Annotated in this window: 13 protein-coding genes; 4 read left to right on the forward strand and 9 right to left on the reverse strand. The window is 55.0% G+C overall.

What is annotated here, in order from left to right:
* Positions 1-9: 9 nt before the first annotated feature.
* Entirely contained in the window at positions 10-531 is a 522-nt protein-coding gene (yjgA, locus tag LG301_RS09725) for a ribosome biogenesis factor YjgA (protein WP_404470939.1), read from the forward strand.
* Positions 532-538: 7 nt separating this feature from the next.
* Here yjgA and tldD read toward each other — a convergent pair whose 3' ends face one another.
* From tldD to LG301_RS09760, 7 genes are all read right to left on the reverse strand, one after another.
* Complete coding sequence (gene tldD, locus LG301_RS09730; RefSeq protein ID WP_404470940.1) at positions 539-1993, reverse strand: metalloprotease TldD; 1455 nt, start codon at positions 1991-1993, stop codon at positions 539-541.
* Positions 1990-5847: a YhdP family protein gene (locus tag LG301_RS09735; RefSeq protein ID WP_404470941.1), complete on the reverse strand. Its 3858-nt coding sequence runs from the start codon at positions 5845-5847 to the stop codon at positions 1990-1992. The genes tldD and LG301_RS09735 overlap by 4 nt, the downstream gene beginning before the upstream one ends.
* Positions 5847-7310, reverse strand: a complete 1464-nt coding sequence (gene rng / locus LG301_RS09740) for a ribonuclease G (protein WP_404470942.1) — start codon at positions 7308-7310, stop codon at positions 5847-5849. Before rng ends, LG301_RS09735 begins: the two co-directional genes overlap by 1 nt.
* A gap of 57 nt (positions 7311-7367) precedes the next feature.
* The gene (locus tag LG301_RS09745; RefSeq protein ID WP_404475224.1) at positions 7368-8003 is read right to left on the reverse strand and encodes a Maf family protein; all 636 of its coding nucleotides are present in this window, start codon (positions 8001-8003) and stop codon (positions 7368-7370) included.
* A gap of 92 nt (positions 8004-8095) precedes the next feature.
* On the reverse strand, positions 8096-8584 hold the full coding sequence (mreD, locus tag LG301_RS09750) for a rod shape-determining protein MreD (RefSeq protein ID WP_404470943.1): 489 nt from the start codon (positions 8582-8584) through the stop codon (positions 8096-8098).
* Positions 8584-9525, reverse strand: a complete 942-nt coding sequence (gene mreC / locus LG301_RS09755; RefSeq protein ID WP_404470945.1) for a rod shape-determining protein MreC — start codon at positions 9523-9525, stop codon at positions 8584-8586. The genes mreD and mreC overlap by 1 nt, the downstream gene beginning before the upstream one ends.
* A 23-nt stretch (positions 9526-9548) precedes the next feature.
* Positions 9549-10586, reverse strand: coding sequence for a rod shape-determining protein (locus tag LG301_RS09760; RefSeq protein WP_263068258.1), 1038 nt, complete (start codon positions 10584-10586; stop codon positions 9549-9551).
* 229 nt (positions 10587-10815) lie between these two features.
* Between LG301_RS09760 and gatC the strand changes: the two genes are divergently transcribed.
* The 3 genes from gatC to gatB all read left to right on the forward strand — a co-directional run bounded on the left by gatC (position 10816) and on the right by gatB (position 14103).
* Complete coding sequence (gatC, locus tag LG301_RS09765; protein ID WP_404470946.1) at positions 10816-11103, forward strand: Asp-tRNA(Asn)/Glu-tRNA(Gln) amidotransferase subunit GatC; 288 nt, start codon at positions 10816-10818, stop codon at positions 11101-11103.
* 85 nt (positions 11104-11188) lie between these two features.
* Positions 11189-12649: an Asp-tRNA(Asn)/Glu-tRNA(Gln) amidotransferase subunit GatA gene (gatA, locus tag LG301_RS09770; protein ID WP_404470948.1), complete on the forward strand. Its 1461-nt coding sequence runs from the start codon at positions 11189-11191 to the stop codon at positions 12647-12649.
* Complete coding sequence (gatB, locus tag LG301_RS09775; protein WP_404470950.1) at positions 12649-14103, forward strand: Asp-tRNA(Asn)/Glu-tRNA(Gln) amidotransferase subunit GatB; 1455 nt, start codon at positions 12649-12651, stop codon at positions 14101-14103. The genes gatA and gatB overlap by 1 nt, the downstream gene beginning before the upstream one ends.
* Positions 14104-14166: 63 nt before the next feature.
* On the opposite strand, the gene sixA is transcribed toward gatB, so the two are convergent.
* Entirely contained in the window at positions 14167-14661 is a 495-nt protein-coding gene (gene sixA, locus LG301_RS09780) for a phosphohistidine phosphatase SixA (protein ID WP_404470952.1), read from the reverse strand.
* Positions 14654-15721 carry an NAD(P)H-dependent glycerol-3-phosphate dehydrogenase gene (locus LG301_RS09785; RefSeq protein ID WP_404470954.1) on the reverse strand — a complete coding sequence of 356 codons (1068 nt, stop codon included), beginning with the start codon at positions 15719-15721 and terminating at the stop codon, positions 14654-14656. The genes sixA and LG301_RS09785 overlap by 8 nt, the downstream gene beginning before the upstream one ends.
* Positions 15722-15740 lie beyond the last annotated feature (19 nt).

The following is a 15740-nucleotide window of genomic DNA, read 5'->3' on the forward strand; positions in this document are numbered from 1 at the left end:
AGTTCTAGTATGCCGAAGCAACGCCCCGAACCCTTCGATAGTGATGAACAGGAAGAGCGCCCAAGTAAATCTCAGCTAAAGCGAGAAATGCATGCACTTCAGGCACTTGGTGAAACACTCATTGCCATGAAGCCCGCAGAATTGGCGCGCTTTCCGCTCTCGGATGACATGCTGCGGGCCATCGAGGAAACCTCGCGCATTCGCTCCCATGAAGGGCGCCGACGCCACATGCAGTACGTGGGCAAACTTATTCGCAAAGAGGACCTCGTCGCTATTCAAGGGGTATTTGACGGCATTGAACAAGAGAAAGAGCAGCGCGACCATGCGTTTCATCGTCTTGAGAAATGGCGCGACCGCTTAATCGACGAAGGCGATGACGGCGTTGACCTGTTTCTTGCCGAGCACCCTAATGGCGACCGCCAGACGTTGCGCCAGCTAGTGCGTAATGCACGAAAAGAGCGCGAGCAAGGCAAGCCGCCAACCAGCTCGCGCAAGCTATTCAAGCACCTGCGCGAGACCTTGGCTCTCTAAGCTCGGCTTAAGACGACTGTGTGCCCCCAACGGTCAGCTCATCTAATTTCAAGGTGGGCTGACCTACGCCAACCGGCACACCTTGGCCCTCTTTGCCGCACACCCCAATACCGGGGTCCATTGCCGCATCGTGACCAATCATGGAAACCCGTCCCATGGCCTCAGGCCCATTACCGATGAGCGTCGCTCCTTTAACCGGTGCGGTAATCTTACCGTCTTCGATGAGATAGGCTTCACTCGCGGAGAACACAAATTTACCCGACGTAATATCGACCTGCCCGCCACCAAAGCTTACCGCGTAGATGCCACGCTTAACGCTTTTGATAATGTCATCGGGCTCATCCTGCCCCGCTAACATCACGGTATTGGTCATCCGTGGCATCGGCAGATGTGCAAACGACTCGCGGCGTGCGTTACCCGTGGGCGCCATCTTCATTAAACGGGCGTTGAGCTTATCTTGCATATAGCCGGTTAGAATCCCATCTTCGATGAGCGGCGTATTTTGTCCTGGCGTGCCTTCATCATCAACGCTGAGCGACCCGCGGCCATCTGATAGCGTAGCGTCATCCACAATCGTCACGCCCTTGGCGGCTACTCGCTGGCCCATGCGCCCAGCGAATGCAGAGCTACCTTTGCGGTTAAAGTCACCTTCTAAACCGTGGCCAACTGCCTCATGCAGTAAAATACCCGGCCAACCTGCGCCCAGCACGACGGGCATATGTCCTGCCGGCGCATCGACTGCCTCTAAGTTGACCAGCGCTTGGCGTACTGCCTCTTTAGCATAGCGCTCAGCAACGCCTTCATCGCGCAGCCGTGACATGGAGTAACGTCCTCCGCCCCCCGCACTGCCACGTTCACGGCGGCCATTTTTAAACGCAATAACGCTGACATTAAAGCGCACCAGCGGGCGGATATCTGCCGCTAAAGTGCCGTCGCTGGCGCGCACCAGCACGACCTCGTAGGTACCGGAAAGTGAAGCACTCACTTGGCTGATACAGGGGTCAGCCGCACGCGCCACGCGGTCTGCTTCCTTCAGCAGCGCGACTTTATCTTCTGCCGTGAGACCAGCCAACGGATCAAGCCCGGCGTAAAAAGGCGCGACAGACACCGCTTTGACCGCCTGCCCAGACAGCTGTTTACCACTGCGCACAATACCTGCCGCCGTGCGGCCAGTATCCACCAGTGCATCAGCGGTGATCTGGTTTGAGTAGGCAAAGCCGGTTTTCTCACCGGCTAGCGAGCGAACCCCCACCCCGCCATCAATGTTGTAACTGGCTTCTTTCACTTCGCCATCTTCCAGTACCCAGCCTTCTTGCCAGGTGCGCTGAAAGTAAAGATCGGCATAGTCAATGCCAGCTCCCATGGCATAGCCAAGCCCTGTGTCTAACGCCTCCAAGTCAAGCCCACTCGGCGTTAGCAGAATGGAAACAGCGGTGTCTAAATCGCTTTTTAATGCGGTCATTGAGGGCCTTCTAAGGTAACCTGCGGCGATGTCCAGGGACCTCGCACGCGATAGTGAATAGTGGTTGCTCGATCCAGCGCGTCACCAAACAGTTGGTCTGCAAGAAATAAGGCTCCCCCCACTATGGGGGCGCCAACCGCAATGGCCGCGATGGGCAAACTTTGGCTAACTGGCAGTGTGACGCCTAAACGTTGATCGAGTTCACGCTGCGCCAAGTTGATATTGCCAGTAAGGGTAATGGATGCTGCTGGTGCTTCGATACGTAGTGGCCCGCGCAGCATTAATTGCCCACCGGCCACATCGGCTGTGCCGTGCACTCGATCAAAGGCGGTACCTTGACCGGTGACATCCGAAAAATCCAAGCGTAATCGACGCAAGATATTGTCAAAGTTAAGTAAACCGACCAGCCTGGCGGGTGCCGAGTCTAGCGTCAGAAAACGTCCATCGCGGATATCGATCGCCATCTCTCCGCCCGCCCGATTTAGGTCAAACTGCCAAGGTGCGCCTGGCCAAGCTAACTCAGCGTTAATATCCGTGGCGCGACTCCGCATCGCCACCGGTTGACCAAGTCGCTCCAGGGCACTGCCTACATCGCCCCCCAGGATTGAAATATCGGCCCTGGTTTGGCTGTTAATGGCACTGCCTTCCCAGAACAATTCGCCCCGAGCCGAAAGCTGACCCAAGGTCAATCCAACGGGTGAAAGAGAAAAGCGCCGAGCATCGCTTTGCCAGTAGGCCGTTAGCGGGCCAAAGCGTCCCCCACCCAAACTAATCTCTGCCAACCTTAACCGTCCATTGGGCAGATCGGACAGCCATGAAGGTATGGGATGCGATGTGGCGTACTGGGTTTCCACTGCTTCAACCCATGAATCTGGGGACGGCGCGCTGCGGCTATGCTCCTTGGAAGGCATATCAAGCAGGCGCTCTGCTTCTAACGAGCTAATGATGATATCCAGGGGTCGCTCGGCACCAGGCGAATACTCAACCCGACCCGACATCAAGTCACCGCTGAGCAGAAGCCCTACTTGCTGACCATGAAGATCGCCCAATGCACTTAGCGCTCCAAAGCATTCACTGCGGTAACGTAAGCAAGGGGTATTGACCCTTAGCGAGATAGGTGCCGCACTTTCCTGATGGTTAATACCAGCAGACTGATTTTGCATTAACGGTGTAAGCGCTGCGTACCATGCGACGGGGTCTATTTCGGGCAGCTCAGCGACCACATCAAAACCCGGCTGATGTGGCCAGGCTTGCGGCAGAGTCACCCCACCCAACGCCAACTCGCCAGCGAATTCATTATTTGCCAACCGCTGCACCCGCGCATGAATGAGTTCAGACAGGCGTGTTTCCAGTCGCCCGCTCTCTAGATCAACAGTCAACTGCCACGGCCAGGCCTGCTCGGCGGTTTTAGCAAAGGGTTCCGGTAAGTGGCTTATCACGCCCAGCCAGCGACTTTCTAGCGATACCTTGGGCGTTGGCTCAAGCTGAATTTGCCCACGCCACTCAGCACTACCTTCAATTACCTGTCGCGCTGGTTCTGCCGGGATATCAATCAAACGAAACAGCGCGGCGGTATTAACATCGCCACGTAAATCAATCCTGTCTTGCTGGCTATTAACATCCGCTGCGATACGGCCACCTAACAGTCTACCGCTGGCATTGCCGAGCAGGGCATAATTGTCGCCGTACTGCTGCCAGGTGAGCGCGCCCTCAACATTCGTAAGGGGTAATTCCAGCGGTTTGTAGGTAATACTTGAAAGTTGCGGTCGCGCATTGATTTCCATTTGTAAGTGGTCAGGCGCATTTAACGGAAGCGACAGTGCAATATCTCCCTCTACATAGCCCTCAGCACGCAGGCTATCGAGCAGCGGCCTATCTACACGAGGCATCGCTTGGATAAATTCAACCAGCGATTGCCCGGTACTCTTTAATTGCCCAGAGAGCGCTAGCTGCTCATCCGCCATTCTCAAGGCACCTTCAGATGCCTCAACACCATGGCTCTCAGCATGCTCAATGTGGGCTTCCAGCACCTGCTCTTTCCAGGTTAAACGCCCCTCCACTTGCTCTAAACGTGGCCAATCTGGCGCTATCGGCATATGGCCTTGCGTCACCGACAGCGCGAGGGTTGCTGAGAGTTCATCCGCTGTTTGGTTCGCAGTAAGCGGCAGGCTAAGCTGAAGAGATCCTTTGGGCACGTAGCCGCCGATATCGTTAAGCAGCCATTCACGAAACCCAGGTTCAAATGCATAGACAGGTAGCCAGTGAGACAGGGGGTATTCCAATGCATCGACGTTTGCAAAATCGATATCTAAACCAAACTGCCCCTTCTGTTTATCCCTAATTAATCCAAAGCCACCGCTGATTTCTGCACCATCCCACTCGACGGTTAAATCTCGGCCACTAATCATCGTGCTGGGGCCATCATAGACCCACTCCACCACGCCCTGGGCATGGCTCAGCTGCATAGGCGCAACAAATAACCCGGGGAAATGCAGCGTGCTGTCGCCGGCACTATTGAAGGTCACCCGCCCACGAAAATCCCTAGCCTGCACCCAGGCATCCAAAGGTCCACCACCGGGCGCCTGCTGCCACGGTAAAACAGCAACATTCGTTAGCGCAGCATCAATGCCCCAATGTCCTTCACGCTGGCCTACCCGTAACCCTTGAACCTGACCACTGGGAGAGAGCGTTTGCAGAACTCGGGTGACGGACTCAGGCAGTAATACATAGTCACGCCAAGCGGTGAGCGATGAGAGTTCAAAAGCACTTGTGCGAAGCTCCCAGGCATCAGACTGATGAGACAGATACCAGTGCATCGGTAGCGCCGGGCCATCACTAATACCGTCAGGCCGCGCCCACTCAACGCTTTCCGCGTCGCCACTTAACCACGCTTCACCGCCATCACCATCACGCTGCCAAAGGCCACTTGCCTGAATATCTTGGAGTACTACATACTGAATTTGATGACGTAATGTAAGTTCGGGGATATCCACCGCAAGGCGCGCTTCATCGAGCCGCCCACGATGCCACCGCCCCCACAGCTGAACTTCGCCCCCCGCCTGCTCAAGATGGGGCATATAGTCTGGCCGGAACACAGCCGCTAATGCCAGCAGGTGATCAAGCTGCATATCTAGCTGAAGCGCCGCGGAGAAGTCGCTAAACCCTCGTTGGCCTGGCTGCATTTCCACCTGCATATTCAGTGCGGGAAGGGCCTCGTCATCGCGTAGATCGGGGGTTTCAAGAATATTGATGGCGCCCTCAAGCTGAGTGCGCCGTTCGTCGCCGTTGAGCAGCAGCGTGGGCGCATGCATCGTGACTTCGTCTTGCTCACCGTGCAGCACCACCCGCGTATTATCCACCCATAAGCGTTGACGTAGAATAATACCGGCCCACTTGTCTATTTTTGCTAAATCCAGCGTAGGCTCTGAGGCTATCAGATCGGGTAGCTCGGCAGGGTTTGGCCAGCCCCAAGCAGCATCTTGCTGCTGGTAAAGATGGAACTCAGCCCCAGTAATACGGGCATCGTTAAAAATCGGCGCGGCACTCAGCAGTGAGGCCCAGCTGTTAAGACGCAGGTGAGCCTCGCCAAGAGAGAATAGTTTTTGCCCTTGCGGCGTCGCGGCTTCCATGCCTTCCAGGCGCAAAAATAAATCGTTGCGCTCAAGGGTTAGTGAGAGGTGATCAATCGTCACCGGCACACCAATTCGCGCCTCAAACAGCGCTTCTATTTTTGGTGTTAGCCCTCCTGCTTGGCTAATCAGCAACCTTACTACCAAAAGAAAGATAGCCAGCCCACCAAGCAACCATGCAAGCGCGATAAGAAGCCAGCGTATCCATGAACGTAGCGCTATCATTACATCAGCACAATATCGTACTGTTCTTGGGAGTAGTGCTGTTCAACCTGAAAACGAATCGTTTTATTGATAAAGCTTTCAAGGTCAGCTACCGCTGCGGACTCTTCATCTAACAAACGATCCACCACTGGCTGAGAAGCAAGTACCATATAGGTTTCTGCACTATAAGCCCGCTCTTCACGCAGTATCTCGCGAAAAATTTCATAACAGACGGTTTCAGGCGTTTTCAACGTACCGCGCCCACTACAGGTGGGGCACGCTTCACACAGTGTCTGCTCTAAACTTTCGCGCGTCCGCTTACGGGTTAACTGAACCAAGCCCAGCTCGGTTACCCCTGTGCACTTGGTCTTAGCATGATCCCGTTCCAGCGCTTTTTCCAGCACACGCAGTACCTGGCGCTGATGCTCGACATCTACCATATCGATAAAATCGATAATGATAATACCGCCCAAGTTGCGTAGCCGCAGCTGGCGCGCTATCGCCGTGGCCGCTTCAAGATTGGTTTTAAAAATAGTTTCTTCGAGGTTCCGATGGCCAACATAGCCTCCGGTATTCACATCAATCGTCGTCATGGCCTCGGTGGGGTCAATCACCAAATAGCCCCCCGACTTTAACTGCACTTTGCGCCCTAACGCTTTTTGAATCTCATCTTCGACACTATAGAGGTCAAAGATGGGACGCTCGCCGGGATAGTACTCAATACGATCCACCGCTTCAGGCATAAACTCTTCGGCGAACTCAACAAGCTTGACAAAATTTTCTCGGGAGTCAATACGCACTTTTTCAATATCATCGCGCATCACATCACGCAATGTGCGCATAAAAAGCGGCAGGTCATCATAGATGACGCTGGGTGGCGCAGCGGTGATTTTACGCTCACTGACCTTGCGCCAGATACGCAGCAGAAAGTACATATCGCCAGCCAGTTCCTCGTCGCCTACGCCTTCGGCCGCCGTGCGAACGATGAACCCCCCCGTTACGTCAAGCGTTTGCTCTTCTATGCTTTTATCCAGCAATGCTTTAAGCCGCTCACGTTCACGCTCATCCTCAATACGCTGGGAGACACCATGGTGTGGCGAGTCTGGCATGTAAACAAGATAGCGGGAGGGGATTGAAAGATGGGTGGTCAGCCGCGCACCTTTGGTACCTATCGGGTCTTTAGTGACCTGCACCACCAGTGCTTGCCCTTCATGCAGTAACTGACCTATTGTTTGCTGCTCGTCACTGGGCGTTCCTGATGGCATAACCTCGTGGGCATGGATAAATGCTGCACGCTCTAAGCCAATATCAACAAAGGCAGCCTGCATACCAGGCAGTACACGCACAACTTTACCTTTGTAGATATTACCTACAATACCCCGCCTGCGGGAGCGCTCAATGAGCGCCTCTTGAAGCACGCCATTTTCTACCAGCGCAACGCGGGTCTCCATTGGCGTTAAATTGATGAGGACTTCACCGCTCATGCAAAATTCCTTATTGAGTCATAATCCTTGCCAGCACAGCAGGCGGTGAAACAGCAATCAGGTACGTCGATAACGTCCCGCCCATATTGGCACCCCTTGCTGGCACAACAAGCGCGTTGTTTCGAATAGCGGCAGACCCACAACGGCGGAGTGACTACCGTGAATTTGCTCAACAAACACCGCTGCTAGACCTTGAATGGCATAGCCACCGGCCTTATCAACTGGCTCACCGGTTTCCCAGTAGCAGGCTATTTCATCCGGATGGATGACACGCATTTTCACCTGTGTGGTAACACAGCAAGAGAGTACACCCTGAGGCCCTACCACCGCGACCGACGTAACAACTTGATGGCTACGGCCAGAAAGCTTCAAGAGCATCTCTGCGGCTTCCTGTTCGTCGCGGGGCTTCCCCATAATTGTACCGTCAATCACAACTGCCGTATCCGATCCTAACACCGGCAGCCGGGTTTGCGGCACGGCCGCTTCTGCTTTGGCAACCGCTAACCGCTCAACATAATCACCTGGTAACTCGCCCGCGAACGGCGTTTCATCTACATCACTTGGCAGCACGATGACGGGAACGCCAATGGAGGCTAACAGCGCTTTGCGCCTAGGAGACGCAGAAGCAAGACATAGCACCGGCGTCGGCTCTTTATGCGTCCCTGAGGACGTGCTGGAGTTCGGTTTACTCATCATAGCCTCTCCCTACGCAATTAGTTCTTACCGGCACATAGACGTGTAACCCCATCACCACGCAGGTGCTCATTTACGCATCGGCCCACTGGTCAAATGCCTGCTAAGCGGCGCTCCAGGGCGAGAAGCATGGTTGCAAGCCATGGCCAAAGCAGCGCACTCATCATAGAAGGTATTAAGAAAGACAGGTGGATCGAAAAGTCGCCGGTTAGTGTGCGCAGCCACTGCTCCATCAACTGCACAATCCCTAGCAAGACAAGCACCAGTACCGACTGTTGTACAAGGGAGTAGGTACGAAAACGGGGATAAACCAACGCGCACAAAAAAGCCAATAGCGAAAGGATAACCGCATGCTGACCAAGCAACGATCCCTCCATCAAATCCATCAAAATACCAATGACAAACCCATGAAAGACCCCGACACGGCTCGGCGCACGCATACACCAATAAACTAAAATGAGGCCAATCCATTCAGGGCGATAGACCTGCCACCCGTCGGCCAACGGCATGACTTGTAAACACAACGCCAATAAAAAACTCAGCCATACCACTATCAATGGCACTACAGGTGCTCTTGCCATTAGGGCACCTCCGGCGTGATGGGCTGACTAGGAAGGCTCAGACGCTGTGCGGCGTGTAGTGCGCTCGCAGAAATAGCCATATCTTCATCCCAAACCGTCTCATCGATCTTCTCAGGAGGAGGCGGAAAGAGCAGCAAGAAATGCCGCGAACGCTGCAACTGGGCAGTGGGTTCAGCGGTTACTTGGGCAAACGGCTGGCCAGGGTCATGATAGACCTCCGTGACTCTTGCGACGGGATAACCAGGGGGAAAGCGCCCGGCCAACCCTGAGGTCGTGAGCAAATCACCCTGACGAATATCCGCTGTATCAGGCACATGCAGCACGCCAACACTGCCATAGCGTCCGGAACCCTGCACAATAAAGCGCAACCCATTGCGATTCACTTGTACTGGAAGCGCATGGCTAGCATCTGCAAGCAGCAGGACACGACTAGAGTACGCTGACACTGCCGTTACCTGTCCTACCAAGCCAAATGCATCAATGACTGGCTGACCGACATATGCGCCGTTTCGATGACCACGGTTAACCACCATTTGATGGCTAAAAGGGTCATTATCCAGGGATAGCAGCTCGGCAGCCATATAGGGGATATCGTGGCGCTCGGCAGCCTGAAGTAGATTGCGAAGCTCAGCATTTTCAGCGGTTAAACTGGCTAAACGCTGTCCACGGTGAGAGAGCGTTAAAATCTGCTCACGTAAGCGGCGATTTTCATCCACCAACGCTTGCTGATCGGAGAGCGCTAACGCCCCCCAGTTCAGTAGATCGCTAGGTACGCTCACTACCCACTGAATGGGGGCTACAATCATGGTCATTTGGGCACGAACGCCTTCCATGCGTGTAAAGCGATGGTCCGCAAACATTAGGGCGCTTGCTGCCAACACGCAGAAAAAGAGACGATAACCCGGCAACGGACCGTGCGAAAACAGCGGTTTAATAGGCAATCCCCCGCGATAAACCGCTTTACTCAGTCGCTAGACAGCAACTCAAAGGTATGCTGATCAATCATTTCAAGCGCCTTACCGCCGCCACGGGCGACGCAGGTAAGCGGGTCTTCTGCCACAATCACTGGTAAGCCTGTTTCTTCGGCAATCAGCTTATCAAGATCGCGTAACAAAGCCCCACCGCCAGTTAGTACCAAACCACGCTCGGCGATATCAGAGGCAAGCTCTGGCGGAGACTGTTCCAGCGCGCTCTTTACTGCCGCCACAATAGACGCAAGCGTTTCCTGCAGTGCCTCTAAAATCTCGTGAGAATTCAGCGTAAAGCTGCGCGGAATACCTTCAGCCAAATTGCGTCCGCGCACGTCGATTTCGCGCAATTCACCGCCTGGATAAGCGCAGCCAATCTCTTCTTTAATGCGCTCTGCGGTGGCTTCACCAATCAGGCTACCGTAATGACGACGTACATACGCAGTGATGGCCTCATCAAAGCGGTCACCGCCGACACGAATAGATTCTGAATAGACCACGCCATTAAGCGAGATAATCGCGATTTCGGTGGTACCGCCACCGATATCCACTACCATTGAACCTTGCGCTTCTTCTACTGGAAGACCCGCGCCAATAGCTGCCGCCATAGGCTCTTCAATTAGAAAAACTTCACGGGCGCCAGCACCTTCGGCTGATTCGCGAATAGCACGCCGCTCAACCTGAGTAGACATGCACGGCACGCAAACCAAAACCCGAGGGCTTGGTGTGAGAAAAGTGCTCTGATGAACTTTACGAATAAAGTGCTGAAGCATCTGCTCGGTAACGGTAAAGTCGGCGATAACACCGTCTTTCATCGGGCGAATAGCCGTGATGTTGCCAGGCGTGCGGCCAAGCATCCGTTTTGCATCGGTGCCTACCGACGCCACAGTGCGCATATTGCCAGACTGGCGAATGGCGACCACGGACGGTTCATCAAGAACGATGCCACGACCGCGTACGTAAATCAGTGTGTTGGCCGTACCCAAGTCGATCGATAGATCGCTGGAAAACAGCCCCCTCAGACGTTTGAACATGGATGTTGTTACCTAGTGCAGACCGGGAACCCTGTGCGGATGCAAACGGTATCACTGCAACCCCTTGGCAGCAAGCGCGAGTCACGCCCAACACTGCCCGAAAGAGTCAATATGTGGTACCTTTTGCGGCTATTTTCTACGTCTGCCATACAAGACGAATTTAAGATGACCGTATGTATACCGCTTAACGCGGGATATGTTCCATCACATTTGCGAGGAAATCTCGATCATGGCGCTTGAAGAGTCTCATGTACGCCGGGCCGCTCACTTAGCCCGGCTCGCCGTTAGCGATGACCAAGCCAGTGGCTTTGTGGACGACCTAAGCCGCATACTGGATATGGTCGATCAACTACAAAGCGTTGATACCGAAGGTGTTATGCCACTTGCACACCCACTGGATGCCACCCAGCGACTACGTGCCGACGAGGTAACGGAAACCAATCAGCGCGACAGCTTCCAGCGCTGCGCACCTGCTGTAGAAGAAGGCCTCTACCTTGTACCGCGTGTCGTGGAATAAATAGCGAATTAAGCAGAGATAGACTGCGCTGCCAGCGCCACTATTTTCCACCTCTCCTTTTCGCCCCGAACGGAGCTTCCGGGTCATGCATGATAAAACCGTTACCCAACTGGCCGCCGCGCTTAAAAGCGGTGAGTTTTCCAGCCGCGAGCTTACCTCGCACTTTTTACAGCGCATTGAGCAAGCCGATGGCACGCTCAACAGCTTTATCACGGTGACCGCTGAGCAGGCGCTCGACCAGGCTGAAGTTGCCGACCAGTCTCGCAAAGCAGGTAGTGCCGGAACGTTGACAGGCATTCCATTAGCGCTGAAAGATATTTTTTGTACCAAAGGCGTCAAAACCAGCTGTGGCTCCAAAATGCTCGATAACTTTATCGCGCCCTACGATGCCACCGTGGTAGAAAAACTCAGGACGGCAGGCACCATCAGCCTGGGTAAAACCAATATGGACGAGTTCGCTATGGGCTCTTCCAACGAAAACAGCCATTTCGGCGCAGTAAAAAACCCCTGGGACCTATCTGCCGTTCCTGGCGGAAGCTCCGGTGGCAGCGCGGCCGCCGTGGCAGCAGGGTTAGTGCCTGCCGCTATGGGCACCGATACCGGTGGCTCTATTCGCCAGCCCGCCGCGTTCTGCGGTATTACAGGTTTGAAGCCAACCTACGGCCGCGTATCTCGTTACGGCATGATTGCCTACGCTTCCAGTCTCGACCAAGCAGGCCCCATGGCGCGCACCGCTGAAGATTGCGCCCACCTGATGAACGTCATTGCCGGTCACGATGTGCGCGACTCCACCAGTGTCGCCCGCGGCGTGCCCGATTACACCGAAACCCTGAATGCCCCGCTCTCTGGCCTCAAAATTGGCCTTCCTAAAGAGTATTTCGGTGACGGCCTGGATCCCGAGGTAGAGAAAGCTATTCGCGCGGCGGTGAAAGAGTACGAATCCCTGGGCGCCACCGTGCGTGAAGTCAGCCTGCCGCATACACATTACGCGATTCCGGCTTACTACGTCATCGCCCCCGCGGAGGCCTCCTCTAACCTGTCACGCTACGACGGTGTACGTTTTGGCCACCGCTGCGATGCGCCTGCAGATCTCATTGACCTCTACACCCGCTCGCGGGCAGAAGGGTTTGGTGAGGAAGTGAAGCGCCGCATTTTGATCGGCACGCACACGCTGTCCGAAGGCTTTTTTGACGCTTACTACACCAAAGCGCAGAAAGTGCGTCGCTTGATCCGTCAGGATTTTCTCGATGCCTTTGAAGATGTGGATGTGCTGATGGGCCCAGCCTCACCCACGCCTGCGTTTGATCTTGGCGCGAAGAAAGACCCGGTATCCATGTACCTGCAAGATATCTACACCATTGCCGTCAATCTCGCGGGAATTCCCGGCATTAGCGTGCCCGCAGGCTTTGCCAGTGGTCGCCCCGTCGGGTTACAGATTCTGGGCACTCACTTTGCCGAAGCGCAGCTGCTCAACGTTGCGCACCAGTTCCAGCAAGCCACCGACTGGCATCTTCAGCTGCCTGCCTTTGCCGAGGAGAACGCCTAATGCAATGGGAAACAGTGATCGGGCTGGAAGTCCACGTTCAGCTCGCAACGCGCTCTAAGATTTTCTCCGGTGCCTCCACCGCGTTTGGCGCCGAGCCCAACACTCAAGCCTGTGCCGTTGACTTAGGCCTGCCGGGCGTACTGCCGGTGCTCAACGAACAGGCCGTGGCCATGGCGGTGCAGTTTGGTTTAGCGGTGCATGCTGAGATCCCGGAAGTCTCAGTATTTGACCGTAAAAACTACTTCTACCCCGACTTGCCTAAAGGCTACCAAACCAGCCAGATGTACCATCCCATCGTGGGCGCTGGGGAAGTGGAAATCACTTTGGATGACGACACCACTAAACGGATTCGCATCCATCACGCCCACTTAGAAGAAGATGCGGGTAAGTCACTGCACGAAGATTTCCACGGCATGACCGGTATCGACTTAAACCGCGCGGGCACGCCGCTACTGGAAATCGTTTCTGAGCCGGATATGCGCAGCGCCAAAGAGGCTGCCGCCTATTTGAAAGCGATTCATTCCATCGTGACCTATCTGGGCATTTCCGATGGCAACATGGCCGAAGGCTCCATGCGCTGCGACGTCAACGTTTCGGTGCGCCCCAAAGGGCAAGAAGCGTTTGGCACCCGGGCAGAGGTTAAAAACGTGAACTCGTTCCGCTTTGTGGAGCGCGCCATTGCGTTTGAAGTTGAGCGCCAAATAGAGCTGATTGAAGATGGCGGCAAGGTGGTTCAGGAAACTCGCCTGTTTGACCCTGAGCGCGATGAAACACGTAGCATGCGCACCAAGGAAGAAGCTAACGACTACCGCTACTTCCCCTGCCCAGACCTTCTTCCCGTGGTGCTGGATCAGGCGTATTTAGATCATTTACGCAGCCAGCTTCCGGAACTACCTGCTGACAAGCGCGCCCGCTTCCAAACCGAGCTGAGTCTGTCTGCTTACGATGCCAATGTGCTGTCCGCGAGCCGCGAAATGGCAGAGTACTTCGAGCAAGTCCACCGGGTATGCGGCGATGCCAAACAGGCGGCTAACTGGGTACAAGGCGAGCTATCCGGCGCGCTTAACCGTGAAAACCTGAGCATTCAGAACAGCCCTGTCTCGGCGCAGCAGCTCGGCGAGCTTATCAGCCGCGTTCTCGATGACACCATTAACGGCAAAGCTGCTAAGCAGGTGTTCCAGGCGCTGTGGAACGGCCAGGGCGAAAGCGCAGACGCTATCATTGAAGCCAAAGGCTTGAAGCAAGTCACCGATACCGGCGCTATTGAAGCGATGATCGATCAAGTCATTGCAGAAAGCCCGGCACAAGTAGCGCAGTACCGCGATGCAGAGCCTGAAAAACGCGGCAAGATGATTGGGTACTTTGTTGGCCAAGTGATGAAAGCATCGCGCGGCACAGCCAACCCGCAGCAGGTAAACGGTGTGTTAAAAGCGAAGCTAGATGCGCTCTTATAAGCTGCACGATTGTTCGCATTAGTATGAAAAGCGGCTGTTTCGACAGCCGCTTTTTTTATGCAGCTATGGCAGCTGGCTGGGCTGGGTAAAGCGCCTGAGCTGTGCACAGCCAGCGGCCCAGACGTCTGCTTCAAGTTCGGCAACAGCGGCCGTGGGAAAGCCGACTCCCTGGCTGGACGTTCCCTCAACCAACAGGCCCACCAAGTCACCGACAAAAGGCATATGGCTTACCAAAATGATCGTTTGGTCTTCAGGCTGGCTCAGCAGCCAATCGCTCACCGCAGCGAGCGAATCATCCGGCGTTATGAAATCCAGCGTATTAAGTGATACACCCAGCGCGTCGCCAAGCTGCTGAGCGGTTTGCTGGGCGCGCGCATAAGGGCTTGCATACAGCGTAAGCTGCGGCAGCTCGCCCTGCTCTTTTCGCGCTGCCAACCAACGCGCCATCGCGCTGGCTTCTTGCTCGCCCTTAAGCGTGAGCCGCCGCGCGTGATCAGGAACGCCAGGCCCAGCTTCGCCATGGCGCATGATCAGCAGCCTGTTGGCACCACTATTCATGCCAGCCTCCACTGTTGCGATGCGCCTGCTGAACGGCCTCACGGGGCAGAATAAACTCAACGTCACTGCTTTGCTCGCCCATCATTAGCGTGCCAGCCATCTCCTGTGCAGGCACCCCCTCGAAAAGCACGCGATTTAATCCCTCTGCAAGCGGCATGTAGACGCCCATTTCACGCGCCTTTTCACAAACCAACTTCACCGTATTCACTCCCTCGGCAACTTGCCCAAGCGCCGAGACAGCGTCCTCTAGGCTGCGTCCTTCACCCATGGCAAACCCCACCCGGTAGTTACGGGATAAGTTGGATGAGCAGGTAACGATTAAATCCCCCACCCCCGCTAAGCCTAAAAAGGTCATGGGGTTAGCGCCCTGAGCCACCGCAAAGCGACTCATCTCTGCCAAGGCACGGGTCATTAGCATGCTGCGCGTGTTTTCCCCCATCCCCAGCGCAGCCGCCATACCCGCAGCAATGGCATAGATATTTTTTAGCGCGCCCCCTAGCTCAACACCATGACGGTCGTTACTGGCGTATACGCGAAAATAGCGGCAGCCTAAAGCCTGTTGTACCCGCGTGCGTGTTAGCGCGTCCGCACTGGCGATGACCGTGGCGGTAAGCTGCTTGTCGGCTATTTCAGATGCCAAGTTAGGCCCAGCGATAACGCCAATATGGGGAAAGCTGGTTTCTTGCTCAAGCACTTGGCTCATCAGTAAAAAGCTATCTTGTTCGATACCTTTCGTGGTGCTGACCAAGATCTGCTCTGGCGACAGCCAAGGCTTAGCCGCCTGTACCACGCTACGAAATGCTTTAGAGGGTATTGCAATCAATACTAACTCGGCATTTGCCAGCACGGTCTGCATATCGGTGGATGCCTGCACGACGGGGTTCATGGCATAGTGCGGCAGGTAGCGCCCGTTGCGGTGTTCCTGATTAATCTGCGCGACCAGCGCTTCATCACGCATCCACTGGCGCACATTAGCGCCGTTATCTGCGGCAATACTGGCCAGTGCAGTCCCAAAACTGCCGCCTCCCAGTACCGCCACATTGATCCGCTGTTCAGCCATAACGATATCCTAGTAGGTC

Source organism: Vreelandella venusta (genome assembly GCF_044809155.1).
GTDB lineage: Bacteria > Pseudomonadota > Gammaproteobacteria > Pseudomonadales > Halomonadaceae > Vreelandella > Vreelandella venusta_B.

What these genes read in the sequence shown, in the direction of transcription:
- yjgA (WP_404470939.1), top strand. Translation starts at nt 10, where the DNA reads ATGCCGAAGCAACGCCCCGAACCCTTCGATAGTGATGAACAGGAAGAG.
- tldD (WP_404470940.1), bottom strand. Translation starts at nt 1,993, where the DNA reads ATGACCGCATTAAAAAGCGATTTAGACACCGCTGTTTCCATTCTGCTA.
- LG301_RS09735 (WP_404470941.1), bottom strand. Translation starts at nt 5,847, where the DNA reads ATGATAGCGCTACGTTCATGGATACGCTGGCTTCTTATCGCGCTTGCA.
- rng (WP_404470942.1), bottom strand. Translation starts at nt 7,310, where the DNA reads ATGAGCGGTGAAGTCCTCATCAATTTAACGCCAATGGAGACCCGCGTT.
- LG301_RS09745 (WP_404475224.1), bottom strand. Translation starts at nt 8,003, where the DNA reads ATGAGTAAACCGAACTCCAGCACGTCCTCAGGGACGCATAAAGAGCCG.
- mreD (WP_404470943.1), bottom strand. Translation starts at nt 8,584, where the DNA reads ATGGCAAGAGCACCTGTAGTGCCATTGATAGTGGTATGGCTGAGTTTT.
- LG301_RS09760 (WP_263068258.1), bottom strand. Translation starts at nt 10,586, where the DNA reads ATGTTCAAACGTCTGAGGGGGCTGTTTTCCAGCGATCTATCGATCGAC.
- gatC (WP_404470946.1), top strand. Translation starts at nt 10,816, where the DNA reads ATGGCGCTTGAAGAGTCTCATGTACGCCGGGCCGCTCACTTAGCCCGG.
- gatA (WP_404470948.1), top strand. Translation starts at nt 11,189, where the DNA reads ATGCATGATAAAACCGTTACCCAACTGGCCGCCGCGCTTAAAAGCGGT.
- gatB (WP_404470950.1), top strand. Translation starts at nt 12,649, where the DNA reads ATGCAATGGGAAACAGTGATCGGGCTGGAAGTCCACGTTCAGCTCGCA.
- sixA (WP_404470952.1), bottom strand. Translation starts at nt 14,661, where the DNA reads ATGAATAGTGGTGCCAACAGGCTGCTGATCATGCGCCATGGCGAAGCT.
- LG301_RS09785 (WP_404470954.1), bottom strand. Translation starts at nt 15,721, where the DNA reads ATGGCTGAACAGCGGATCAATGTGGCGGTACTGGGAGGCGGCAGTTTT.